The sequence below is a fragment of the Amycolatopsis sp. NPDC026612 genome, from assembly GCF_040638285.1.
Classification (GTDB): domain Bacteria; phylum Actinomycetota; class Actinomycetes; order Mycobacteriales; family Pseudonocardiaceae; genus Amycolatopsis.
Window position 1 is genome coordinate 43907 of sequence record NZ_JBEZYB010000036.1, and the last position, 22604, is coordinate 66510.

24 protein-coding genes are annotated in these 22604 nt (G+C 71.3%); 13 read left to right on the forward strand and 11 right to left on the reverse strand.

Annotated elements, in window-relative coordinates; all coding sequences use genetic code 11:
- Position 1: 1 nt before the first annotated feature.
- Complete coding sequence (locus AB0F15_RS27900) at positions 2-319, forward strand: hypothetical protein (RefSeq protein ID WP_360276272.1); 318 nt, start codon at positions 2-4, stop codon at positions 317-319.
- A 45-nt stretch (positions 320-364) separates the two neighbouring features.
- Here AB0F15_RS27900 and AB0F15_RS27905 read toward each other — a convergent pair whose 3' ends face one another.
- The 5 genes from AB0F15_RS27905 to AB0F15_RS27925 are packed head-to-tail and all read right to left on the reverse strand — an operon-like array spanning position 365 to position 5228.
- Positions 365-1705, reverse strand: coding sequence for a serine hydrolase domain-containing protein (locus tag AB0F15_RS27905; protein WP_360276275.1), 1341 nt, complete (start codon positions 1703-1705; stop codon positions 365-367).
- A 52-nt stretch (positions 1706-1757) separates the two neighbouring features.
- Positions 1758-2378, reverse strand: coding sequence for a response regulator transcription factor (locus tag AB0F15_RS27910; protein WP_360276278.1), 621 nt, complete (start codon positions 2376-2378; stop codon positions 1758-1760).
- A complete protein-coding gene (locus tag AB0F15_RS27915; RefSeq protein WP_360276378.1) occupies positions 2375-3532 on the reverse strand; it encodes a sensor histidine kinase in 1158 nt (385 codons plus the stop codon). Before AB0F15_RS27915 ends, AB0F15_RS27910 begins: the two co-directional genes overlap by 4 nt.
- Positions 3529-4392, reverse strand: coding sequence for an ABC transporter permease (locus AB0F15_RS27920; RefSeq protein ID WP_360276280.1), 864 nt, complete (start codon positions 4390-4392; stop codon positions 3529-3531). Before AB0F15_RS27920 ends, AB0F15_RS27915 begins: the two co-directional genes overlap by 4 nt.
- Entirely contained in the window at positions 4389-5228 is an 840-nt protein-coding gene (locus tag AB0F15_RS27925) for an ABC transporter ATP-binding protein (RefSeq protein ID WP_360276283.1), read from the reverse strand. Before AB0F15_RS27925 ends, AB0F15_RS27920 begins: the two co-directional genes overlap by 4 nt.
- Before the next feature lie 217 nt (positions 5229-5445).
- Here AB0F15_RS27925 and AB0F15_RS27930 point away from each other — a divergent pair, with 217 nt between their 5' ends.
- Both AB0F15_RS27930 and AB0F15_RS27935 read left to right on the forward strand, forming a co-directional pair.
- Positions 5446-7140 (forward strand): SDR family oxidoreductase, encoded by a 1695-nt coding sequence (locus tag AB0F15_RS27930; protein ID WP_360276381.1) that lies wholly within the window; start codon positions 5446-5448, stop codon positions 7138-7140.
- A 14-nt stretch (positions 7141-7154) separates the two neighbouring features.
- Positions 7155-7742: a TetR/AcrR family transcriptional regulator gene (locus tag AB0F15_RS27935; RefSeq protein ID WP_360276383.1), complete on the forward strand. Its 588-nt coding sequence runs from the start codon at positions 7155-7157 to the stop codon at positions 7740-7742.
- Positions 7743-7805: 63 nt separating this feature from the next.
- Here AB0F15_RS27935 and AB0F15_RS27940 read toward each other — a convergent pair whose 3' ends face one another.
- Complete coding sequence (locus tag AB0F15_RS27940; protein ID WP_360276286.1) at positions 7806-8954, reverse strand: citrate synthase 2; 1149 nt, start codon at positions 8952-8954, stop codon at positions 7806-7808.
- Between the two features lie 289 nt (positions 8955-9243).
- Between AB0F15_RS27940 and AB0F15_RS27945 the strand changes: the two genes are divergently transcribed.
- The 6 genes from AB0F15_RS27945 to AB0F15_RS27970 are packed head-to-tail and all read left to right on the forward strand — an operon-like array spanning position 9244 to position 13669.
- Complete coding sequence (locus AB0F15_RS27945; RefSeq protein WP_155540714.1) at positions 9244-9546, forward strand: urease subunit gamma; 303 nt, start codon at positions 9244-9246, stop codon at positions 9544-9546.
- Positions 9547-9556: 10 nt separating this feature from the next.
- Positions 9557-9862: an urease subunit beta gene (locus tag AB0F15_RS27950; protein ID WP_360276290.1), complete on the forward strand. Its 306-nt coding sequence runs from the start codon at positions 9557-9559 to the stop codon at positions 9860-9862.
- 1 nt (position 9863) lies between these two features.
- Positions 9864-11579 (forward strand): urease subunit alpha, encoded by a 1716-nt coding sequence (locus AB0F15_RS27955; protein WP_360276293.1) that lies wholly within the window; start codon positions 9864-9866, stop codon positions 11577-11579.
- A complete protein-coding gene (locus tag AB0F15_RS27960; protein WP_360276296.1) occupies positions 11579-12259 on the forward strand; it encodes an urease accessory UreF family protein in 681 nt (226 codons plus the stop codon). The genes AB0F15_RS27955 and AB0F15_RS27960 overlap by 1 nt, the downstream gene beginning before the upstream one ends.
- Entirely contained in the window at positions 12249-12953 is a 705-nt protein-coding gene (gene ureG / locus AB0F15_RS27965) for an urease accessory protein UreG (RefSeq protein WP_360276299.1), read from the forward strand. The genes AB0F15_RS27960 and ureG overlap by 11 nt, the downstream gene beginning before the upstream one ends.
- A complete protein-coding gene (locus tag AB0F15_RS27970) occupies positions 12950-13669 on the forward strand; it encodes an urease accessory protein UreD (RefSeq protein ID WP_360276302.1) in 720 nt (239 codons plus the stop codon). The genes ureG and AB0F15_RS27970 overlap by 4 nt, the downstream gene beginning before the upstream one ends.
- Before the next feature lie 104 nt (positions 13670-13773).
- On the opposite strand, the gene AB0F15_RS27975 is transcribed toward AB0F15_RS27970, so the two are convergent.
- Positions 13774-14874 carry a lipase family protein gene (locus AB0F15_RS27975; protein ID WP_360276305.1) on the reverse strand — a complete coding sequence of 367 codons (1101 nt, stop codon included), beginning with the start codon at positions 14872-14874 and terminating at the stop codon, positions 13774-13776.
- Between the two features lie 89 nt (positions 14875-14963).
- On the opposite strand from AB0F15_RS27975, the gene AB0F15_RS27980 reads away from it, so the two are divergent.
- Entirely contained in the window at positions 14964-15668 is a 705-nt protein-coding gene (locus AB0F15_RS27980) for a TetR/AcrR family transcriptional regulator (protein WP_360276308.1), read from the forward strand.
- A gap of 52 nt (positions 15669-15720) precedes the next feature.
- On the opposite strand, the gene AB0F15_RS27985 is transcribed toward AB0F15_RS27980, so the two are convergent.
- Positions 15721-17403: a hypothetical protein gene (locus AB0F15_RS27985; protein ID WP_360276311.1), complete on the reverse strand. Its 1683-nt coding sequence runs from the start codon at positions 17401-17403 to the stop codon at positions 15721-15723.
- A 229-nt stretch (positions 17404-17632) separates the two neighbouring features.
- Between AB0F15_RS27985 and pdxH the strand changes: the two genes are divergently transcribed.
- The 3 genes from pdxH (at position 17633) to AB0F15_RS28000 (ending at position 20321) form a co-directional block, all read left to right on the forward strand.
- A complete protein-coding gene (gene pdxH, locus AB0F15_RS27990) occupies positions 17633-18310 on the forward strand; it encodes a pyridoxamine 5'-phosphate oxidase (protein WP_033261565.1) in 678 nt (225 codons plus the stop codon).
- A 170-nt stretch (positions 18311-18480) separates the two neighbouring features.
- Positions 18481-19746, forward strand: a complete 1266-nt coding sequence (locus AB0F15_RS27995) for an MFS transporter (protein ID WP_360276387.1) — start codon at positions 18481-18483, stop codon at positions 19744-19746.
- A gap of 23 nt (positions 19747-19769) precedes the next feature.
- Positions 19770-20321: a DUF3558 family protein gene (locus tag AB0F15_RS28000; protein ID WP_360276314.1), complete on the forward strand. Its 552-nt coding sequence runs from the start codon at positions 19770-19772 to the stop codon at positions 20319-20321.
- A 3-nt stretch (positions 20322-20324) separates the two neighbouring features.
- Here the strand turns inward: AB0F15_RS28000 and AB0F15_RS28005 are convergent, their stop codons facing one another.
- The 3 genes from AB0F15_RS28005 to AB0F15_RS28015 are packed head-to-tail and all read right to left on the reverse strand — an operon-like array spanning position 20325 to position 22560.
- Entirely contained in the window at positions 20325-21149 is an 825-nt protein-coding gene (locus tag AB0F15_RS28005) for an MBL fold metallo-hydrolase (protein ID WP_360276317.1), read from the reverse strand.
- Positions 21146-21982: an MBL fold metallo-hydrolase gene (locus AB0F15_RS28010; RefSeq protein WP_360276320.1), complete on the reverse strand. Its 837-nt coding sequence runs from the start codon at positions 21980-21982 to the stop codon at positions 21146-21148. The genes AB0F15_RS28005 and AB0F15_RS28010 overlap by 4 nt, the downstream gene beginning before the upstream one ends.
- Positions 21982-22560, reverse strand: coding sequence for a TetR/AcrR family transcriptional regulator (locus AB0F15_RS28015; RefSeq protein WP_360276322.1), 579 nt, complete (start codon positions 22558-22560; stop codon positions 21982-21984). The genes AB0F15_RS28010 and AB0F15_RS28015 overlap by 1 nt, the downstream gene beginning before the upstream one ends.
- Positions 22561-22604 lie beyond the last annotated feature (44 nt).

Consider the following 22604-nt stretch of genomic DNA (forward strand, 5'->3'; position numbering starts at 1 on the left):
CATGACGACTGCGCAGCTGAGCTACCCGGTGCCGCCCGAGGTGCTGTGGAACGCGCTCCCCGCCGGAGTCGCGGCAGCCGGCGGCTCGACTCCGTTCTACGACCCGCAGCGGGGGACGGTGTTCTTCAAGACCGGGACGACCTTCTTGAGCTGGGGCCAGATCATCACCGTGACGGTCTCGCACGCGCCGGGCGGTTCGGCCCTCACGGTGCAGACGGCTTTGAAGTTCGGCTTGTTCGACTGGGGCGAAGGCAAGCGCCTCGCCCGGCAGTTCGCCGACGCCGTCGCGCACGCGGCCGGCACCGCCGCACTGACCTGAGGGCCCCGCTCACCACCTCTGGGGGTGTGAGCGGGGCTCTGCGGATCAACGCCAGTTCTCGACGCCGCCCGGCACCGGCGCGGCCGGGTCGTACGGCGTGCGGGTGAAGATGAACGTCGCCAGGTCGAGGTGGGTGGCGACACCTTCGGTGTTCCGCCGCACTTCGAGTGTCTCGCCGGCGTAGTAGCCGTCGAGGCCGACGTAGGTGTCCTTGCCGGTCTCGCGGAAGCGCGAGCCGCGGCCGGCGCCCTCGACCGGCGCGAGCACCAGCAGCCCGTCGCCCTGGAGGCGCAGGTGGTACGGGGTCGGGCCCCAGTGCCAGAGCCCGGTCAGCGCCAGCAGCGCGGGGTCGGCGGGCGACGGCAGCCACTCGGCGGGCAGCCGCGGCTCCAGCTCGTCGGTCATGGTGATGAGGTCGAGGCAGAGTTGGGTGATGCCGACGCCGGACGTCGAGTTGGCGAGCACGAGCGCGCCGGTCCCGGCGGCCGGGTCGATCAGCGTCACGGCCAGGAACCCCGGCATCGAGCCGGTGTGCCCGGCGAACCGGCGGCCCTGGTAGCGCACGAGCATCAGGCCGAGCCCGAACCCGGTCGTCCAGACGTCGGTGTCGTCGACGGTGACCATCGTCCGCATTTCGGCGACCGTTTCCGGGGCGAGCACGTCGCCGGTTTCGCCGCCGAGGAACGCCGTCCAGCGGCCGAGGTCCTGCGCCGTCGACCACAGCTGCCCGGCGGGGGCCATCGCACCGGCGTCCGGGCTCGGTTCCGGCAGCAGGACGTCGGCGAACGGGTGGACGGCGAAGCCCTCGGCGTGCGCGCCGACCGGGTGCGGCGTGGTCCGGGTCATCCCGAGCGGGCCGAGGATCTCCTCGTCCAGCACGGAAAGCCAGCCCTTGCCGCGGTGGCGCGCGACCAGTTCGCCGAGGACGCCGTAGCCGACGTTCGAGTAGTGGAACCGGGCGCCCGGGCGGTGCTTGATCGCCCCCTCGGCGAGGCTGCCCACCAGCGCGTCCCAGTCGGCACCGGGGGTGCGCTCCCACCACAGGCCGGGCGATTCGGACGTCAGGCCGGAGGTGTGGGACAGCAGCTGGGCGACGGTGGCGGCGCCGAACGGCGTGCCGGGGACGTGCTTTTCGAGCGGATCGTTGAGGTCGAGGAGGCCTTCGTCGCGCAGTCGCAGGACGGCGGTGGCGACGAGGGTCTTGGTGATCGAGCCCAGCCGGTACTGGGTGTCGGTACCGGGTGTCTCGCCGCCGACGCGTCCCCGCCCGCCGGACCAGACGATCACCCCGTCCCGCACGACGGCGGCGACCAGCGACGGAGCCCGGCAGACGGCCTGCTCGTGGGCGATCCGGCGGAGCAGGGCGTGTTCGGTCGAGGAGAGCATGGGGGCATTCTGCCGCGCGGCGGCGGCCGGGGCCGGTCCGGGCGACGACTGGTCAGGTGAGGAGGTTGCGGGCCATGGCCGTGGTGACCGCGGCCGTGCGGTCCGAGACGCTGAGCTTGCCGAACACCCGGATCAGGTGGGTCTTCACCGTGGCCTCGCTGATGTGCAGGGCGCGGCCGATGTCGGCGTTGGTGCCACCCTTCGCGACCAGCCGGAGCACCTCGACCTCGCGGGCGGACAGCGGCTGCGGTTCCGGGTTTCGGACGCGGTTGACCAGCTTGCCCGCCACCGAGGGCGCCAGCACCGTCTCCCCGCGCGCCGCCGCGCGGATCGCGTTCGCCAGCTCGGCGCGGGAGGCGTCCTTCAGCAGGTAGCCCGACGCGCCGGCTTCCACCGCGCGCAGGATGTCGGCGTCCGTTTCGAACGTCGTGAGCACGACGATCCGCCGCGCGGGTTGCTCACGCAGGATCCGCTTGGTCGCGCCGACGCCGTCGAGGCCGGGCATCCGCAGGTCCATCAGGACGACGTCGGGCCGGGCGACCCGGTCGAGCGCGACGGCTTCGTCGCCGGAGCCCGCTTCGCCGACGACCGTGAGGTCCGGCTCCGCTTCGAGCATGCCGCGGAGGCCTTCGCGGACGACGGGGTGGTCGTCGACGAGCATGACGCGGATCAAGCCGGCACCTCCAGGGTGAGTTCGGTGCCGCTCGGGCCGCTCCGGACGCTCAGTGTGCCACCGACCTGCTCGGCGCGGGACCGCATCCCGCGCAGCCCGAAACCCGGCGCGTGGTCCGGGTCGAAGCCGGCGCCGTCGTCCCGGACCGACAGCCGGACGAAACCGTCCACTGCGGACAGACATACCGACACCGCCGACGCGCCCGCGTGCCGCCGCACGTTGTTCAGGGCTTCCTGCGCTCCCCGCAGCAGGACGACTTCGCCCGCCATGCCGATCACCGGGAGCGCACTGTCCACTTCGTACCGGACCGGGACGCCCGTCTCGTCGGCCAGCCGGTCGGCCTGCCGCCGGACGGCGTCGACCAGCGAGCCGGTCGTGAGGTCCGCCGGAGCCAGTGCGGCGACCATCGCGCGTGCCTCCGCGAGGTTGTCCCGCGCGGTGCGGGCGGCCAGTTCCGCGTGCCGCCGCGCCGCCGCCGGGTCGGTGTCCAATTCGGACTCGATGGCCTGTGCGAGCGTGACGATGCTGGTGAAGCCCTGTGCGAGGGTGTCGTGGATCTCCCGCGAGAGCCGTTCGCGCTCGGCCGCGGTCCCCGCCTCCCGCGAGAGCCGGGCGACTTCCGCCTGGCTCTCCTCGAGCCGGGCGATCAGGCCCGCCCGGCCCCGGCTCTCCTCGATGACGTGCAGGATGAACTTCCCGGAGAGGATGCCGAAGACGACGAGGATCGCGGTCATCGGCAGCAGGATGTGCAGCGTCGGCCCGCGCAGCCCGCTGGTGGCGATCGACGACACGGGGCTGAGCAGGATCGCCGCCGTGGTGAGCACCGCGGCCGGGCGGAACTCGAGCGTCGAGAACAGCAGCGGGCACACCATGAACAGGATGAAGCTGGTCGTGGTGTTGGCGAACATCGCGACGGCGACCAGTGCCAGGACGATCAGGGCCAAGGCCCACCGCTGGCGCAGGTGGCCGTCGTCGCGCACCACGCGGCGGCCCCACAGCAGGTAGGTCAGCGCGAGCGCGGTGAGCGCCCCGACCGCGACCGCGGTGCGCGCCGGATCGGCTCCGTCCAGCAGCACCAGCACGGTCGTGGCCAGGTACGCCACCGCGAAGAGGATCTCCCAGAGCCAGTTGAACCGGTCCCAGGCGTCCTTCACTTCCCGTCGGTCCACCGGAAGGTCAGCCGCGCCAGCACCGCTCCGGCCACGCACCAGATCCCCAGCACCAGCGCCACCCGCGGCAGTTCCCATGTCCCGGCCATCTCCATCCTCACGGCGCCCTCCGGCAGGAACACCGACCGGAATCCCTGGCAGATCCACTTCAGCGGGAAGAACGACGCGATGTCCACCATAACTTTCGGCAGGTGCGTGATCGGCGAGACGAACACGCCGGAGATGAACTGCAGCACCAGGTACAGCATCTGCACGATGGCGACCGCGCCGTTGGTGGACTTCGCGAGCGAGCTGACCGCGATCCCGAGCAGGGTGCACGACACGATGCCGAGCGCGAACACCCACAGCAGCGTCAGCCACTTCGCCGGGTCGGACGGCAGTTCCAGCCCGAACAACAGCACGGCGACCCCGGCCATCAGCACGGTCTGGGCCAGGCTCGACACCGCGACCAGCACCATCTTGCCGATGAAGTACGACGCGGGCGGCATCGGCGTGCCTCGTAGGCGCTTGAGGGCGCCGGTTTCGCGGTCGCCGGACACGCCGGTCGCGATGCTGTTGAACGACGTCGAAACGATCCCGGAGCCGATCATCCCGGCCGCCAGCAGCTGACCGGACGTGACGCCGGCGAGCGCCGTCGGGCCGTCCAGGATGGACCCGAGCAGGACCATCAGCACCGCGGGCAGGGAGAAGGTGAAGACCACCTGTTCCTTGTGGCGGAAGAACTGCCGCAGCTCGGTGCCGCCGCGGGCGAGCCCGAGGGACAGGGGGCCGGGCAGGGCCACCGCCGCCTTCCGGGTGGTGGAACTCCCGGCCTGGGGCGAGGTCTCGGATGGCGCGGAGGTCATGCCTTGTCTCCGATCAGGTCGAGGTAGATGTCCTCCAGGCTCGGCCTGGTCACCGTCAGCCCGGCGAGCTCCCCACCCCCAGCGGAGAGCTCGGTGATGAGCTTGGTCGGGTACGCGGTCCGCTCGACGTGCTCACCGCGTTCGTCGACCCAGCGCACGGTCGCCTCGGCGGCCGCCCGCCCGCCCAGGTTCTGCGGGGTGCCCTCGGCGACGATCTCGCCCCGCGCGATCACGGCGACGCGGTCGGCGAGCGCTTCGGCCTCGTCGAGGTAGTGCGTGGTCAGCAGGATGGTGGTGCCCTCGGCGGCGAGATCGCTGATCAGCGACCAGAACTGCCGCCGCGCTTCGGGGTCGAAGCCGGTGGTCGGCTCGTCGAGGAACAGCAGTTCGGGACGGCCGATGATGCCGAGCGCGACGTCGACGCGCCGGCGCTGCCCGCCGGAGAGCGACTTCACCCGCGCCGCGGCCTTCTCGGTGAGCCCGACCTTCTCGATCACCTCGTCCGGATCGCGCGGGTCGGGGTAGTACTTCGCGAAGTGCCGGACGGTCTCGGCGACGCTCAGCTCGGCGGCGTCGTTCGCCGTCTGCAGGACGATGCCGAGCCGGGCCCGCCAGGCCCGCCCGGCCTTGCCGGGGTCCTCGCCGAGCACGGTGACTTCGCCTGCCGTCCGCGGCCGGTGGCCTTCGAGGATCTCGACCGTCGTGGTCTTCCCGGCGCCGTTCGGACCGAGCAGCGAGAACACCTCGCCCCGGGCGATGTCCAGGTCCAGTCCGGCCACCGCTAGGTGACCGGGGTACTGCTTGCGCAGGCCGCGCACGCTCACTGCTGTGGTCATGGGTCCCAGCCTGGCCGCTCATGGCGCCGGATCCGACCAACGGGCGGCTGAATCCGGCTGTCCACCGTTCGGTGGACACGGGCCGCGTGGTTTCCCGTGGAACCACGAAAACGCTGTCATACCACCAAGAACCCGGACTTCGGGGTCGGCGGAACCGCCGCGCGGGTGAACCGGCTGTTGACAAGTTGTCTAACATGACAGAATGTCTCACAAGTGGGTGACCGCCAGCGACGGTGTCCGCCTCTCCGTCACCATCGACGGCCGGAGCGACGGGCCCACGGTCGTGCTCGTGCACGGCTACCCGGACAACAGCTCGATGTGGGGTGGAGTAGCCGCCGAGCTGGCCGCGAAACACCGCGTCGTCACCTACGACGTGCGCGGCGCCGGACAGTCGGACAAGCCGCCGGGACGCGCGTCCTACCGGCTGGACCAGCTGGCCGACGACCTGCGTGGCGTCGTCGACGCGGTGCAGCCCACCGGCAAGGTGCACCTGGTCGCCCACGACTGGGGCTCGATCCAGGCCTGGCACGCCGTCACCGGGGACGGCCTGCGCGGGCGGATCGCCTCCTACACGTCCCTCTCCGGCCCGAGCCTCGACCACGCCGGCGCGTGGTTCCGCGCCCAGCTGAGCCGCCCGACGCCGAAGCGGCTCAAGAACGCGCTGAGCCAGTTCTTACACTCGTGGTACATCCTCGCGTTCCAGATCCCGCTCGTCCCGGACCTGTTGTGGCGCACCGGCCTGATGGGCAAGCAGATCCGGCGCATGGAGCCGGACGCGGCGCCGCCGGAGAAGTCCGACGGCCTGCACGGTCTCGAGCTCTACCGCGCCAACATGTTCACCCGCCTGTCGCGGCCCGCGCCGCGCCCCGCCGACATCCCGGTGCAGGTGCTGGCCCCGACCGGCGACGCCTACGTCACGACGCCGCTGCAGACCGAGGTCACCCGCTGGGTTCCCGGCCTGCGGATCCGCCGGATCGTCGGGACGCACTGGGTGACCAGGGCGCGGCCGAAGGTGGTCGCCGCCGCGGCCGCCGAGCTGATCGAGTACGCCGAAACCGGGACCGAAAGCCGGGCACTGCGCCGGGCCCGCGTCGACGCCGGGCCGTTCGCGCACAAGCTCGTCGTCGTCACCGGGGCGGGCAGCGGAATCGGCCGCGCCACCGCGCTCGCGTTCGCCGAGCGGGGCGCCGACGTCGTCATCACGGACATCGACGCACCCAGTGCTGCGGAAACCCGTAAGCTGCTGGGAGACCACGGTCTCGCCGAGTACACAGTGGACTCTTCGGACGGCGAGGCCGTGCACCGCTTCGCCGAGCGGGTCCGCGCCGAGCACGGCGTCCCGGACATCGTGGTCAACAACGCCGGCATCGGGATGTCCGGGCCGTTCCTCGACACGTCGGTCGAGGACTGGGAACGCGTCATCGACGTCAACCTCTGGGGCGTGATCCACGGCTGCCGCGCGTTCGCGCCGATGCTCGCCGAGCGCGGCGAAGGCGGCCAGATCGTCAACCTCGCCTCGGCGGCCGCCTACCTGCCGTCGAAGATCCTTTCCGCCTACGCCACGACGAAGTCGGCGGTGCTGACGTTGAGCGTCTGCCTGCGGGCCGAGCTGGCGGCGGACCACATCGGCGTGACGGCGGTGTGCCCGGGCATCGTGCGGACCAACATCACGGACACGACGACGTTCGTCGGCGTGTCCGAAGAGGAGCAGCGACGGCGGCAGCAGCAGAGCTCGAAGCTGTACGCCCGGCGCGGGTTCGGTCCCGAGGGAGTCGCGCGGGATATCCTCCGCGCCGTGGAAAAGGACCTCGCGATCGCCCCGTCCACTCCGGAGGCGAAGGTGGCGTTGGTCCTTTCTCGACTGACGCCCGGCTTGCTCCGCAAGGCCGCGAAGCTGGACCTGACGCCGTGAGCCGGCCCCGGCGGATGTCGCCACAGGCCCGCCGCGACGACCTGATCCGCGCCGCGCTCGACCTGTTCGGCTCGCGGGCGCCGGAGCTGGTCACCGTGGACGACATCGTCGCGCGCGCCGAGGTGTCGAGGCCGTTGTTCTACCGGTACTTCTCGAGCCTGCGGGAACTGCAGGTCGAGGCCCTGCGCACGGTCACCGACGGGCTCATCGACGGCCTGGCCGGGCTCGAGGTGGGGCCGCCGGAGGTGCGGCTGCGCGCCGCCGTCCGCGGCCTGATCGACGTCGCCGACCACTACCGCGCGGGGTACATCGCCCTGCTGCGCAGTGGTTCGGTGATCGCGACGTCCGAGACGGACGCGGCGATCGACGAGGTCCGCCACCGCGCGGTGGCGCTGATCCTGGACGCACTCGGCGTCGAAGACCCGTCACCGCTGCTTTCGCTGACCCTGCGCTGCTGGACGGCCGTCGTCGAGGGCGCGCTGCTGAGCTGGCTCCAGGAACGCACGGTGCCCCGCGAATCCCTGGACACCTGGCTCGTCGACCAGCTCACCGCCATGCTGACGACCACCACCACCCACGACCAAAGCGGCACTTTCACGTGAAAGTGACGTGGAGGTGGCTCCTCCAGATCACTTTCACGTGAAAGTGCCGGGCTGGGCGGGCGGTCAGTGTTTGGTGACGAGCTCCCAGCCCTCGACGTCCTCGGGGGTGCGCGGCTCCGGGCCGACGTACTTGGCCGACGGCCGCACCAGGCGTCCGGTGCGCTTCTGCTCCAGGATGTGCGCGGCCCAGCCGGCGGTGCGGGCCGAGCTGAACATCGCGGGCATCATGTGCGGCGGGACCTGCGCGAAGTCCAGGATGACCGCGGCCCAGAACTCGACGTTGGTCTCGATCGGGTGATCCGGACGCCGCTCGCGCAGCTCCTTCAGCGCGGCCTGCTCCAGCGCGGCGGCCGCTTCGTAGCGGGTCGCGCCCAGCTCCTTGCAGGTCCGGCGCAGCACGCGCGCCCGCGGGTCTTCGGCGCGGTAGACGCGGTGGCCGAAGCCCATCAGGCGTTCCTTGCGGTCGAGGATGCCCTTGACCAGGCCCGCCGGGTCGCCGGTGCGTTCGACCTCTTCGATCATCGGCAGCACGCGGGCCGGCGCGCCGCCGTGCAGCGGGCCGGACATGGCGCCGATGGCGCCGGACATGGCCGCCGCCACGTCGGCCCCGGTGGAGGCGATGACGCGGGCGGTGAAGGTGGACGCGTTGAGGCCGTGCTCGGCGGCCGACACCCAGTAGGCGTCCAGGGCCTTGACGTGCGACGGGTCGGGCTCGCCGCGCCAGCGGATCAGGAACCGCTCGGTGATCGAGTGGGCCTCGTCGACGCGGGTCTGCGGCACGGCGGGCTGGCCGATGCCGCGCGCCGACTGGGCGACGTAGGACAGGGCCATCACCGAGGCGCGGGCCAGCTGCTCACGGGCCTCTTCGTCGGTGATGTCGAGCAGCGGCCGGTAACCCCAGATCGGGGCGAGCATGGCGAGCGCGGCCTGGACGTCGACCCGGACGTCGCCGGTGTGCACCGGCAGCGGGAACGGCTCGGCGGGCGGGAGGCCGTGACCGAACCGGCCGTCCACGAGGAGGCCCCAGACGTCCCCGAAGGTCACCTTGCCGGCGAGGTCCTCGATGTCGACGCCGCGGTAGCGCAGGGCACCGCCGTCCCGGTCGGGTTCGGCGATTTCGGTGTGGAAGGCGACGACGCCCTCCAGACCCGGTCGGAAGCCGTCGTCGGGTTGGCCGGACGGCTGTGGCTTGCTGATCGTGGAGGTAGTCACTGTTTCGCGGAACCTTTCGGTGCGCTTTTTCCCCGGCTGGCTGTGCTGGTCGCGCGGTTGGGATAGAGCGCACTGAATGCGCGCCACATCGCACGGATGGATAGACCTTGCTCTCTTGACCGGCCAGTGGCAATCGAAAGATGTGGTGGTTTCGGTCACGATTACGAGAACGATTCAGTCACCGAAGCCCGCCCACCGGAGAATTTTCGCCACGGAGTGTGACGAAGCCCAGGTAAATCCTGTGTTTCCGAACCAGGCGCTCCCGCGTTTCGGGTGATAGACCTACCGCATGCACCTCAGCCCGCAGGAGCGCGACAAGCTGCTCGTCCACGTGGCGGCGGACGTCGCGCGGAAGCGGCTGGACCGCGGCGTCCGGCTCAACTACCCGGAAGCGGTCGCGCTGATCACCGACCACGTCCTCGAAGGGGCTCGCGACGGCCGCACGGTGAGCGAGCTCGTGGCCAGCGGCCGGAGCGTGCTCTCCCGGGCGCAGGTGCTGGACGGCGTGCCCGAAATGGTCGACTCCGTGCAGGTCGAAGCCACTTTCCCGGACGGCACGAAGCTCGTCACCGTGCACGACCCGATCGTCTGAGAGGTCCTGGATGCACCCTGGCGAGATCATTCCCGGCGACGAACCGGTCGAGCTGAACCCCGGCCGCGCGCGCGTCCGGCTGCTGGTGCGGAACCTCGGCGACCGGCCGGTGCAGGTCGGCTCGCACTATCACTTCGCGGCCGTGAACCCGGGCCTGGAGTTCGACCGGGACGCCGCCCGAGGCCACCGGCTCGACGTCCCGGCCGGCACGTCGGTGCGGTTCGAGCCGGGCATCGAGCGCGAAGTCGACCTGGTGCCCCTCGCCGGGGCCCGCCGGGTGCCGGGGCTGCGCTCCGAATTCGCGGGGGACTTCTGAGATGCCGCAGATCGACCGCGAGCGCTACGCCGAGCTGTTCGGCCCGACCACCGGCGACCGGATCCGGCTCGCCGACACCGACCTGCTGATCGAGGTCACCGAGGACCGCTCCATGGGGCCCGGCGGCAGCGGTGACGAGGTCCTCTTCGGCGGCGGCAAGGTCATCCGCGAGTCCATGGGCCAGGGCACCGCGACCCGCGCCGAGGGCACGCCCGACCTGATCATCACCGGTGCGGTGATCCTCGACCACTGGGGCGTCGTGAAGGCCGACGTCGGGGTGCGCGACGGCCGGATCGTCGGCATCGGCAAGGCGGGCAACCCGGACACGATGGACGGCGTCGACCCCGCCCTGGTCATCGGGCCGAGCACCGAGGTGCTGTCCGGCAACGGCAAGATCCTCACCGCCGGTGGCATCGATTGCCACGTCCACTTCATCTGCCCGCAGCTCGTCGAGACGGCGCTGGCCGCCGGGCTGACCACCTTGGTCGGCGGCGGCACCGGCCCCAACGAGGGCACGAAGGCCACCACCGTCACGCCCGGCGCGTGGAACCTCGGCCGGATGCTGTCCGCCATGGACGGTTACCCGGTCAACGTCCTGTTGCTGGGCAAGGGAAACACCGTCCGGCACGAGGCGCTGCGCGAGCAGCTGGCGGCCGGCGCGGGCGGCTTCAAGCTCCACGAGGACTGGGGCACCACCCCGGCCGCCATCGACGCGTGCCTCACCGTCGCCGACGAAGCCGGCGTCCAGGTGGCCATCCACACGGACACCCTGAACGAAGCGGGCTTCCTGGAGTCCACTGTGGACGCCATCGGCGGCCGCTCGATCAACGCCTACCACACCGAAGGGGCCGGCGGCGGGCACGCGCCCGACATCATCCAGGTCGTCTCGCTGTCGAACGTGCTGCCGTCGTCGACCAATCCGACCCGGCCGCACACGGCGAACACCATCGACGAGCACCTCGACATGCTGGTGGTCTGCCACCACCTCAACCCGTCGGTGCCCGAGGACCTCGCCTTCGCCGAAAGCCGGATCCGGCCGACCACGATCGCGGCCGAGGACGTCCTGCACGACATGGGCGCCATCTCGATGATGAGCTCGGACTCGCAGGCGATGGGCCGGATCGGCGAGGTGATCATCCGGACCTGGCAGACCGCGCACGTGATGAAACGCCGTCGCGGCGCGCTTCCCGGCGACGGCGCGGCCGACAACCTGCGCGCGCGTCGCTACGTCGCCAAGTACACGATCAACCCGGCCATCGCGCACGGCATGGAGACCGAAATCGGCTCGGTCGAGGTCGGCAAGCTCGCCGACCTGGTGCTGTGGGAGCCCAAGTTCTTCGGCGTCCGCCCGCACGTGGTGCTGAAGGGCGGCTTCCCGGCGTGGGCGGCGATGGGCGACGCGAACGCGTCCATCCCGACGCCGCAGCCGGTCATGGCGCGCCCGATGTTCGGCGCGAACATCGGGGCCGCGTTGAGCCTGCACTTCGTCGCACCGTCCGCATTGGACAGTGGCTTGCGGGAGAAGTTCGGCATCACGCGGCCGCTGGTCGCGGTGTCGGACATGCGCGCGCGGACCAAGGCGGACATGGTGCTCAACGACGCCACACCGGACGTCCGCGTCGAGCCGGACAGCTTCGCGGTGCACGTCGACGGTGAGCTGGTCGAACCGCAGCCGGTGACGGAGCTGCCGATGGCGCAAAGGTACTTCTTGTTCTGATGGACCTTTCGGCACTCATCCTCGCGGACTCCCGTTTCCCCGGCGGTGGTCACGTCCACAGTGGCGGGTTGGAAGAGGTCGTCGCGCGGAAACTGGTCACTTCGGTGCGGGATCTGCCGGGATTCCTTTCCGGACGGTTGCGGACGGCGGGATCCCTGGCCGCGGTCTTCGCCGCCGCTTCCGCTCACGCGGCGTCGCGTTCGGTCCCCGGTGGACATTGGTCGCTCCTGGACGCCGAGCTGGACGCGCGGACGCCGTCGCTCGCGCAACGCGAGGCGTCCCGGGCTCAGGGACGGGGCACCGCGCGCGCCGGCCGGATCGCGTGGCCGTCGCCCGTGCTCACCGCCTTGCTGGCGGAAACCCCGCGGCCGCACCACCCCGTGGTGCTGGGTGCGCTGGTCGGCGTCGCGGGTGGGTCGCCGTACGACGCGGCGATGGCGGCGGCGTACCTGTCGGTCAGTGGCCCAGCGAGTGCCGTGGTGCGGTTGCTGGGGCTGGATCCCTTCGCCGTCAACGCGGTCGTCGCGCGGCTCGACGTGCGTCCGGTGTGCACGGACGCGGCGGCCGTGGCGGGGGACGACCCGAGGTCGCTGCCGTCGCCGGGGTCACCGGCGCTGGATCTGTTCGCCGAGGCGCATGCCCGGCACCACAAGGAAGAGGTGCGTCTCTTTGCCAGCTGAAGGCAGCGACATCGAAAAGCGCGGACACGGGCATTTCCACGAGGTCAGCTTCGACCCGACGACCGCCGACCCCGACCACTACGACGCGGCGCCGACGGCCGGGCGCGCGTACCGGATCGGCATCGGCGGCCCGGTCGGCTCCGGCAAGACGGCGCTGACCGCGGCCCTCTGCCGCGCGCTGGGCGACGAGATCCGGCTCGCCGTGGTCACGAACGACATCTACACGACGGAGGACGCGGACTTCCTGCGGCGGGCGGGAGTGCTCGACCCGGAGCGGATCGAGGCGGTGCAGACCGGCGCCTGCCCGCACACGGCGATCCGGGACGACATCACCGCGAACCTGGACGCGGTCGAACGGCTGGAGGAGAAGTTCCCCGGCCTGGACCTGGTGATCATCGAAAGCGGCGGCGACAACCTGACGGCGGTGTTCAGCCGCGGCCTGGCGGACAGCCAGATCTTCGTGGTGGACGTGGCGGGCGGCGACAAGGTGCCGCGCAAGGGCGGCCCCGGCGTCACGACGGCCGACCTGCTGGTGATCAACAAGATCGACATCGCCCACCTGGTGGGCGCGGACATGGCCGTGATGACGTCGGACGCGCACCGGATGCGCGGCTCGCTGCCGGTGATCACTCAGTCCCTTGTGGACACCCCGGACGCCCCGGCGGTCGCCGACTGGGTGCGTTCCCTGCTGTGAAGGCCCACGCCCGGCTGACCGCGTGCTTCGACGGATCGCGCACGGTGTTGCGCGAACTGTGTTCGATGGCGCCGCTGACGTTGTTCCCGCGCCGGCGGTCCGGTGCGACGGCGGTCGTGCACCTGGTCAACTCGGCGACGTCTCCGCTGGGTGGGGACGAGCTGCTGTTGTCGATCCGCGTCGGTCCGGGCGCTTCGCTGCGTCTTTCCGGTGTCGCGGCGACGCTGGCCTTGCCCGGTCTGCACGGCGAGGAGTCGGTGTCCACAGTAGACATCGTGGTCGAGCCGGGCGGGTCGCTGGAGTACCTGCCGGAGCCGACAGTGGTCACCGCGCGGGCCCGGCACCGTGCGGTTTTCCGCGCTTCGCTGGCTTCCGATGCGTACTTGCACACCCGGGAGGTGCTGGTGCTGGGGCGGGCCGGGGAGCGTCCCGGTTCGCTGTCGACTTCGCTGTCGGCCACGCGGGGTTCGGTGCCGGTGCTGCGCCAGACGCTTTCCGTGGGGGATGCGGGTTTGGACGGGAGCCTGGCCGTGCTGGCAGGCCGCCGGGTGCTGGCCACGGACCTGGTGGTCGGCGGCCCGGAGCTCCCGGCGGCCTCGGGTGAGTGGTGGTCCCGCAGCCCGCTCGCCGCGGGCGGCACGCTGGTGACTTCCCTGGCGCCGGACGCCGTGACGGTGCTGAAAGGGCTGGCCGAGGCCGGGGTCCCGGCGTTCTGAGCAGCCCCCGTTTTCCACGCTACCGGGAGGGGCCGACAGTTTCGGGTGGGTCGCGCCGCTCGCCGGGGACGGCCCCCTGCGTCCGTCCCCGGCGAGCGGAACCCTCAGAACTTCGTGCCCAGCCAGGTCATCGCCGCCGGGCCGCCGATCGAGACCCCGCCGATGTGCTCCAGCAGCGGGAACTCCTGCCACGTCACCGCCGCGCCGAGGGACTTCCAGCGATCCCGCAGGGCCGTTCCGACGCTGAACGGGATCAGCTCGTCCAGCGTCCCGTGGTACAGGTACACCGGCGCCTTCGGTGCGGTCGTGCCCAGGTAGTTCTCGGCCAGCCGGGCCTGCCAGTGCGGCTCGTGGATCGGGTCCGGCACCGTCACGAAGTCCCGCAGGTGCGCGAACGGCGCCGCCGCACCCAGTTCGACCGTGCACGCCTTCGACACGCGAGCCACCGCCTCGCGGCCGCGGTCGTTCAGGATGGTCGCGAACGGCACGTCGGAGTATGCGGCCGCGAGACCGGTGGCCGCGCCGAGGACCAGGCCGAACGCCGCGCCGCCGTCGTTGGCGGCGAACACCGCGTTCAGGTCCGCCGGGACGCCGCCGGCCGCCACCCCGACCACGCTCAGCGAAGGCGCGTACGTGGCCTGCAGTTCCGCCGCCCACGCCGCGGCCTGGCCGCCCTGCGAGTAGCCGAACACGCCCACCGGGCCGGCCGGGGACAGCCCGGCTCCGCTCACCCGGGCAGCGGCGCGCGCCGCGTCGAGCACCGCCCGGCCTTCGGACTGCCCGACCGCGTACGTGTGCGTTCCGGGGGTGCCGAGCCCTTCGTAGTCGGTGACGACGACGGCCCAGCCCTGCGACAACGCCTGGGCCAGCAGCGCGCTCTCGTTCTCGATGCCGTTGGCCAGCAGGTTCGAGGGCGCGCACTGGTCGCCGAGTCCGTGCGTCCCCACCGCGTACGTGATCAGCGGGCGCGCGCCGCCGCGCAGCCACGGCGTCGGCGGCACCAGCAGCGTGCCGGACACGGCGTTCGGTGCCCCGGTCGCCGACGTCGAGCGGTACAGGAGGTGCCAGGCTCGGACGGGCGCCGGGAACGGGCCGACGAACACCGTCGTCGGCCGCTGTTCCAGCAGGACACCCGGATCGGCGTGCGCCACGGGCGCGGCCACCACGAAGAGAAGTGAGACGGCGACCAGTAACCGACGAAGCATCGTTGCCTCCGGTTGTGTGGTAATCGAAGTTTTCACAACTTAGCCAGCCCGGTAGGATCCGGCAATCCCTCGGAAGGAGGACATCACCGGTGGCTCGCACGTACGGCGGCGTCGCACCCGAGCAACGTCGCGCCGACCGCCGGGAACGGCTGCTCACGGCCGGTCTCGAGCTGTTCACCTCCACCGGCTTCCGGCACACGAAGATCACCGAGGTGTGTGCCAGCGCCGGGGTGTCGACGCGGAACTTCTACGAGGAGTTCACCGGCAAGGAGGACGTGCTGCGCACGCTCCACGACCGGATCAACAGCCTCGCGCTCGACCACGTCACCGCCGCCCTCGAGAAGGTCGCCGGGGCCGACGCCATGACCCGCATCGCCACGCTGCTCGACGTCTTCATCGACACCGTCACCGTGGATCCCCGGCTGCCGCGGCTCAACTACGTCGAAGCTGTCGGCGTCAGCGCGGAACTCGAGGAGCAGCACCAGGTGTGGGTCGACCGGTGGGCGACCTTCATCGAGACCGAGGCGCGGCACGCGGCCGAACACGGCGCCGCGCCCGACCGCGACTATCGGCTGACGGCGGTCGCCCTGGTCGGCGCGGCCACCGGCCTGCTGCGCGAGTGGCAGGCGCACGAGCCGCCGCTGCCGGTCGAAGACGTCGGCGCGGAGCTGCGCGCGCTGATGCTGGCGGCCATCATGCGGCCGGAAAGAATCTTGGAAATCCCGGGCAACCCCGGCGCACCCCGGAACGTGAAGCAATCGAGCCGGGAGGGGGGTCCGGGGGGAGCCCGGTGAACGTGCGGGCCCGTCACCTGCGGCGGACGCAGGTGACGGGCCCGCACGGACTTTACGGGGTCCGGACCGCCGGCAGGCCCAGCGCAACCGGGCCGGTCGTCTGGCACAGGTCGTGGCAGGTGCTGTCGAGCGTGCAGCACAGCGAGCAGATCGGGCCGTCCTGCTTCGCGCAGTCGGCGACGTCCGGCAGTTCGTACGGGTCACCGCAGACCGAGCAGGTGTGCGTGGCCCGCAGGTCGACGTCGGTGTCCGGGCCGGCGACCGTGTTCGGCCGGGCCAGGTAGTACTTCCCCCGCGTCGCCACCGCCAGCGCCGGCACCAGCACGACCGCGATGACCAGCGCGAGCAGCGGGCTGAACGCGGCCAGGAACGGCCCGAACGCGCCGAAGTACGCCGCGATCGAGACCGTCGACGCGACCATCATCGAGCCGAACCCGACCGGGTTGATCTTGTGCAGGTAGGCCCGCTTGAACTCGATGTAGCGCGGCGAGAGGCCCAGCGGCTTGGCGATCACCAGGTCGGCGCACACCGCGCCGATCCACGCGATGGCGACGTTCGAGTAGAAGCCGAGGATCTTGTTCAGGAACCCGAACGCGCCGAACTCCATCAGCGCGAGCGCGATCCCGCAGTTGACCAGCACGTACCAGACCCGGCCGGGGTGCTTGTGCAGCACGCGGGAGAAGAAGTTCGCGAACGACAGTGAGCCCGAGTAGGCGTTCGTCGTGTTGATCTTGATCTGCGAGACGACGACGAACAGCGCGGCGAACGTCAGCGCCACCGGGCCGAGGGCCGGTTTCACCGCTTCGAGGTACGGCGCGATCGGCTCCAGCGCGGCCGTCTTGCCCACGACGCCGAGCGCGAGGAACGCCAGCAGGGCGCCACCGATCTGCTTGGCCGCCCCGAGGATCACCCAGCCGGGGCCGGCCGCGAGCACCGCGGCCCACCACGACCGCTTGTTTTCGGCCGTCTTTTCCGGCATGAACCGCAGGTAGTCGGCCTGCTCCCCGATCTGCCCGATCAGCGACAGCGCGACACCCATGCCGAGGCCGAACCCGATCGCGGAGAACCCGGAGCCGGCGCCCTCGGTGCCCCCGAAGCGCGCGAACTCGGCGAACTGGCCCGGCTCGCGGACCAGCACGACGATGAACGGCAGCACCAGGCCGGCGATCCACAGCGGCTGGGTCCAGGTCTGCATCTTCGCGACCGCGCCCATGCCGTAGAGCGCGAACGGCAGCACGATCAGCGTGGCGAGCAGGTAGCCGACCGGCAGGGGGATGCCGAGGGCGAGCTTGAAGGCCTGGCCCATGATCGAGCCTTCGAGCGAGAAGAAGATGACGGTGAAGCTCGCGTACACGAGCGACGTCAGCGTCGACCCGAAGTAGCCGAAGCCGGCTCCGCGGGTCAGCAGGTCCATGTCCACTCCGGACTTCGCGCAGGCGGCCGCGATGGGCACGCCGGTCACGAAGATGACGACGGCCGCGGCGAGGATCGCCAGCACCCCGGAGGTGAAGCCGTAGGAGAGGACGATGCTGGCGCCGATCGCGAAGTCGGCGAGGTAGGCGATGCCGCCCAGCGCCGTCGTCGCGACCACGAACGGGGACCATTTCCGGAACGAATGAGCGGCGAAGCGCAGTGAGTAGTCCTCGCGGTTCTCGTTCGCCGCGAGCGGGGCGTACCGGCGTTTCGGCGGGGCACTTTCTTCGGCTTCTTCGGCGTTGGACAGGATCTCGGTCATGCCTGCCTCCGGGGTGGTGGGGAACGGGCCGAAGGTAGGGGCGTCCTGTATCGATCCTGGTCCGGCAGGTAACGCGGCAGTTACGGCTTGTTGTCATGCGGTTACGAGCAGGTGGCGCGGACGAGGTGGCGGGTGTCACCGTTCAGTGGGTTCCGCTGCCGCTCGTGAGGCCCTAACGTGCGCAGGAGCCGAAGTGACAGCTGCCCCGACCGGGTACGGAGGTTTGGCGATGATGCCGGAGATCGAGGACCAGGTGGAAGACGCCGTAGTGCGCCTGCCGGGAATGCGCGTCGCCTACGACGGCGCGGCGTTCGACGAATCCGCGTTGGCGGCCACCTGGACCGACCAGCTTCAGGGCTGGCTGAACCAGGCCGTCGCCGCCGGTATCGCCGAACCGAACGCGATGGTGCTCGCCACGGCCGACGCCGAAGGCCGCCCGTCGTCCCGGACGGTGCTGTGCAAGGGCCTCGACGACCGTGGCGTCGTGTTCTACACGAACTACACGTCGTCGAAGAGCCACGACCTGACCGCGACCCGCTACGCGTCGGTGACGTTCCCCTGGTACGCGCTCCACCGCCAGGTCCACGTCCGAGGCGAGGTCGAGAAGGTCGGGGTCAAGGAGACGGCGGAGTACTGGGCCCAGCGTCCCCGCGGCTCCCAGCTGGGAGCCTGGGCGTCGCCCCAGTCCCGGGTGGTCGACGGCCGCCGGGCGCTGGACAACGCGCTGCACGGAATCGAGCGCCGGTTCGCCGACGTCGAGCGGATCCCCGCGCCGCCGCACTGGGGCGGCTGGCGCATCCGGCCGGACCTGGTCGAGTTCTGGCAGGGCCGCGAGGACCGCATGCACGACCGGCTCCGTTACGTCCGCAACGACGACGGCTGGCAGATCGAGCGCGTCGCCCCCTGAGTTCCAAGCGCCCCAATGTGGCCTTCGGTGCGTTGAACGCACCGAAGGCCACCTTGGGTGCGTTGAACGCAACCAAGGCCACATTGGGGCGCTTGTCCGCGACGTAAATCACGCGACCGAGATAGTTAGCCCCGCTAAGCTGATGTGTCGTGACTGGTGATCCGGGGACCTTGCCGCCCCGCTCGGGTGTTCGCAATTTCCTCGGCCGCATCGTCGTCGACACCCGGCCGCTGAAGATCCCGGCCTTCCGGCGGCTGTGGCTGTCCACAGTGGTCACCGCCGTCGGGACCCAGCTGACCGCCGTCGCCGTGCCCAAGCAGGTCTTCGACCTCACCGGGTCATCCGCCTACGTCGGCCTCACCGGGCTCGTCGCGCTCGTGCCGTTGCTGATCTTCGGGCTCTGGGGTGGCGCCGTCGCCGACGCCGTCGATCGGCGGAAGCTGCTCTTCGTCACCAACGTCGGCGTCGCGATCACCTCCGCCCTGCTCTGGCTGCAGGCCTTCGCGAACTTCGGCTCGGTGTGGCTCGTCCTCGGCCTGCTGGCCGTCAACCAGGCCTTGTTCGCGATCAACATGCCCACCCGCGGCGCCGTCGTCGCGCGGCTCGTGCCCGCGGAACTGCTGCCGTCGGCGAACGCCCTCAGCTCCACCATGTCCACCTTCGGCGCGGTCTTCGGGCCGCTGCTCGCCGGCGCGCTGATCCCGGTCCTCGGCCTCTCCACCCTCTACCTGGTCGACGTCGTCGCCCTGACGATCACGCTCTTCGCGGTCTGGCGGCTGCCGTCGATCCCGCCGCTCAACGGGCCGTCGCGCCGCGCGGGCTTCCGGGACGTCGTCGACGGCTTCAAGTACCTCGCCGGGCAGAAGATCCTGCTGGCCTCCTTCGTCGCCGACATCATCGCGATGGTCTTCGGGATGCCGCGGGCGCTGATCCCGGAGATGGCCGAGCGCACGTTCGGCGACCCACCTGGTGGCGGCCCCGCCCTCGGCTGGCTCTACGCCGCGTTGCCACTGGGCGCGATGCTGATCGGGCTGTTCTCCGGCTGGCTGACGCGCATCCACCGCCAAGGCGTCGCGGTTGTCGTGGCGATCTGCGCGTGGGGCGCGGCGGTGGCCGCGTTCGGGCTCGCGCACTCGCTCTGGCTCGCCGTCGTCTTCATGGCGCTGGCCGGCGCCGCGGACATGGTCAGCGCGGTCTACCGGATGGCGATCCTGCAGGTCGCGACCACCGACGAGATGCGCGGCCGGCTCCAGGGCGTCTTCACGGTCGTGGTCGCCGGCGGTCCGCGGATCGCCGACCTCACCCACGGCTGGGGTGCGGCGGCCTTCGGCACGGCGGCCGCGGCGAGCGTCGGTGGTCTGCTGGTGATCGTGCTGGTGTGCGCGGCGATGTTCGTCCTCCCCGCGTTCTGGCGCTACCGGGCGCCCACGGCATAGTCCAGTCGGGCTAGGGTGCGGACATGCGTACCTTTGCTGTCGTTTTGGTCGCTTTCGCCGCTTTGACCGCCTGCTCGTCGGGGGACAAACCCGCGGCGACGTCGTCGTCCGCCGCCCCGAAGCCCGCGCCCGGCACGAACGCCGCCGCGGCCGCGCTGGACCCGTGCAAGCTCCTGCCTGCCGAGGCCGTGTCGAAGGCGTTGTTCCTCGACAACCTCAAGGCGGTGCCGGGCCCGGCGCAGGGCAGCAGCGCCGCCAACGGAGGCAAGGTCCGCAAGTGCGAGTACCAGCACGACGGCAAGGCCGCGGGCGGCCTCGCGGTGACCAGCTACGAAAGCCGGCGGATCAAGCCGGCCGAGATGGTGGCGTCGATCAAGAAGGCGAAGCCGGGCGCGCAGGACGTCCCGGGCTTCCCGGACGGCGCGGTCTACTACGTCGACGAGCAGAAGACGGCAACGCTCGCTTCGGCCGAGCTGGTGGCGGGCACGCCGGTGCTGATCAACTACACCGGCCCGGCGAAGGTGACGGCGGAGCAGATCGCCCCGCTCGTCAAGCAGGCCCTCGCGGCGAGCTGACCCTCACCGGCGCAGCGCCGCCAGCTCGACCGGGCTGTGCGCCGAAAACACCGTGACCTCGTCCTGGTGGTCCCGCGCCAGCTCGTGCAGCCGCGCCACGTTCTCCAGCCGCGGTCCGCGCAGCGTCTGGACGATGTTCTGGAACGCCGTCATGGCCGGCGGGCAGTGCGGGGCGACCGGGTCCAGCTGGCCGTGGAAGAAGTACGCGTCGCCGGCGTGCAGCAGCCAGCCGTCGCCGGTGTCGACCGCCACGCCCGTGTGGCCCCGCGTGTGCCCGGTGAGCGGGACCAGCAGGATCTCCTCGGGCAGCCCCTTGAGCGAGCGGACCGCTTCGAAGCCGAACCAAGGCTCGCCCGCTTCGTCGTACGTGCTCCAGAGCGGGCGGTGGGCGAACTGCACCGCGCGGTAGCGGTACTTTTCGCCCGCGTCCGCGGGTGCTGTCGCGGACCGGTGCTCCTCCGCCCGGACGTGCACCACGGCGTTCGGGAAGTCGGCCAGCCCGCCGGCGTGGTCGACGTCCAGGTGCGTCGCGATGATGTGCCGGACGTCGGCCGGGTCGAGGCCCAGCGCCTTGATCTGCGCGACGGCCGTCTCGGCGGCCTCGGGCTTGGCGCCGACCATCGTGAGGAACGGCCGGCCGAGCCACTCGCCGGGACGCGCCACGCCCTGGCTGCCGAACCCGGTGTCGACCAGCACCAGGCTGTCGCCGGTCTCGATCAGCAGGCAGTGGGCGACCAGCTCCGCCCGCCGCAGCAGGCCGGGCTCGCCGTCGAGCAGCTTGCCGCCCGCCGGCCGCATCGTCCCGCAGTTCAGGTGGTGCACCTTCATACGCTGCTCCTGGTGCTCAGCCGGAGGAATTCGGTCTCGTCGTGCGCGGCGAAGACAGTGACTTCGTCGCCGTGCTCCTGCACAAGCTGGCGCAGGCGGCGGTGATTGTCCAGCCGGGCGCCACCGACGGTTTCCATCCGGCCCTCGAACCACTTCAGGCCCGGCGGGCAGTGCGGCGCAGCCGGGTCGACCTGCCCGTGGAAGAAGTACGAGTCACCGGCGTTGAGCAGCCAGCCGTGACCGGTGTCGACGGCGACCCCGGCGTGCCCGCGCGTGTGCCCGGAGAGCGGGACCAGCAGGATCTCCGGCGGCAGGCCGTCGAGCTGCCGGACGGCGTCGAAGCCGAACCACGGCTCGCCGGTGTCCGCATAGGACGTCCATTGTGGACCATGAGCGAACTGGATCCGGCGGTACCGGCCGCGTTCGGCGGCGTCACGCGGTTCCCGGAACGCCCGCAGCTCTTCGGCGTAGACGTGCACCCGCGCCCACGGGAAGTCGATCAGCCCGCCGGCGTGGTCGAGGTCGAGGTGGGTCAGCACGATGTCGCGGACGTCCGCCGGGTCGAAGCCGAGCGCGCGGACCTGGGCGATCGCGGTCTGCGCGGGATCCTCGACGGGGTTGGACTGGCGGACGAACCCGGCGCCCAGCCAGGCGTTCCGGTCGACCGCGGCCGGTGTGCCCATGCCGGTCTCGACGAGCACCAGGCCGGTGGCGGTTTCGAGCAGCAGGCAGTGGCAGACCATGGTGGCGCGCCGGAACAGGCCGGCTCTGCCGTCGACCAGCCCGCCGCCGAGCGGGCGCATGGTGCCGCAGTTCAGGTGGTGGACGCGCATCAGGAGAACTCCCGGTCGAGGGTGGCGTGCAGGTGGGCGGCGACGGCCCGCAGCGGGGCGAGGTCGCGGCGGGTGCGGGCCAGCAGCAGGCCGCCTTCGATCGCGGCCAGCACGATCGTGGCGAGCTCGTCGGCGCGCTCGGCGGGAAGGCCTTGCCCGGTCAGGTATCCATGGAGGACGCCGTGCCAGGACGCATAGCCGTCCGCGCAGGCTTCCCGGATGGGTTCGCTCGCCGCGGCGGCGTCGAGCGCGACCGTCGCGAGTGGACAGCCACGCTGGAAGTCCGACTCGGTGAGGAAGTTCCCGAGCGCGTCGACGACGCGCCCGACGGCGGTCACCGGGTCGGGGGCGTCGTTCAGGACGGCTTCCAGGAGGGCGCCCGTGCGTTCGCCCGACAGCCGGACGGCTTCCGTGGCGAGCTGCTCCTTTCCGCCGGGGAAGTGGAAGTAGAGCGACCCCTTCGGCGCACCCCCGGCCGTCGTCAGCTGGGTGAGGCCGGTGGCGTGGTAGCCCTGCGTCTGGAACAGGCCGGCGGCGGTGTCGAGCATCCGCTGCCGCGTGTCGGTGCGGCGAACCATGACCGAACCGTAGCGCAAAGTATGACGACCGGTCTAGTGACTTC

Bases quoted from the DNA above. Each gene is read 5' to 3' on its own strand.
- AB0F15_RS27900 (WP_360276272.1), top strand. From the start codon at position 2: ATGACGACTGCGCAGCTGAGCTACCCGGTGCCGCCCGAGGTGCTGTGG.
- AB0F15_RS27905 (WP_360276275.1), bottom strand. From the start codon at position 1,705: ATGCTCTCCTCGACCGAACACGCCCTGCTCCGCCGGATCGCCCACGAG.
- AB0F15_RS27920 (WP_360276280.1), bottom strand. From the start codon at position 4,392: ATGACCTCCGCGCCATCCGAGACCTCGCCCCAGGCCGGGAGTTCCACC.
- AB0F15_RS27925 (WP_360276283.1), bottom strand. From the start codon at position 5,228: ATGACCACAGCAGTGAGCGTGCGCGGCCTGCGCAAGCAGTACCCCGGT.
- AB0F15_RS27935 (WP_360276383.1), top strand. From the start codon at position 7,155: ATGTCGCCACAGGCCCGCCGCGACGACCTGATCCGCGCCGCGCTCGAC.
- AB0F15_RS27945 (WP_155540714.1), top strand. From the start codon at position 9,244: ATGCACCTCAGCCCGCAGGAGCGCGACAAGCTGCTCGTCCACGTGGCG.
- AB0F15_RS27950 (WP_360276290.1), top strand. From the start codon at position 9,557: ATGCACCCTGGCGAGATCATTCCCGGCGACGAACCGGTCGAGCTGAAC.
- AB0F15_RS27955 (WP_360276293.1), top strand. From the start codon at position 9,864: ATGCCGCAGATCGACCGCGAGCGCTACGCCGAGCTGTTCGGCCCGACC.
- AB0F15_RS27960 (WP_360276296.1), top strand. From the start codon at position 11,579: ATGGACCTTTCGGCACTCATCCTCGCGGACTCCCGTTTCCCCGGCGGT.
- AB0F15_RS27975 (WP_360276305.1), bottom strand. From the start codon at position 14,874: ATGCTTCGTCGGTTACTGGTCGCCGTCTCACTTCTCTTCGTGGTGGCC.
- AB0F15_RS27985 (WP_360276311.1), bottom strand. From the start codon at position 17,403: ATGACCGAGATCCTGTCCAACGCCGAAGAAGCCGAAGAAAGTGCCCCG.
- pdxH (WP_033261565.1), top strand. From the start codon at position 17,633: ATGATGCCGGAGATCGAGGACCAGGTGGAAGACGCCGTAGTGCGCCTG.
- AB0F15_RS28000 (WP_360276314.1), top strand. From the start codon at position 19,770: ATGCGTACCTTTGCTGTCGTTTTGGTCGCTTTCGCCGCTTTGACCGCC.
- AB0F15_RS28005 (WP_360276317.1), bottom strand. From the start codon at position 21,149: ATGAAGGTGCACCACCTGAACTGCGGGACGATGCGGCCGGCGGGCGGC.
- AB0F15_RS28010 (WP_360276320.1), bottom strand. From the start codon at position 21,982: ATGCGCGTCCACCACCTGAACTGCGGCACCATGCGCCCGCTCGGCGGC.
- AB0F15_RS28015 (WP_360276322.1), bottom strand. From the start codon at position 22,560: ATGGTTCGCCGCACCGACACGCGGCAGCGGATGCTCGACACCGCCGCC.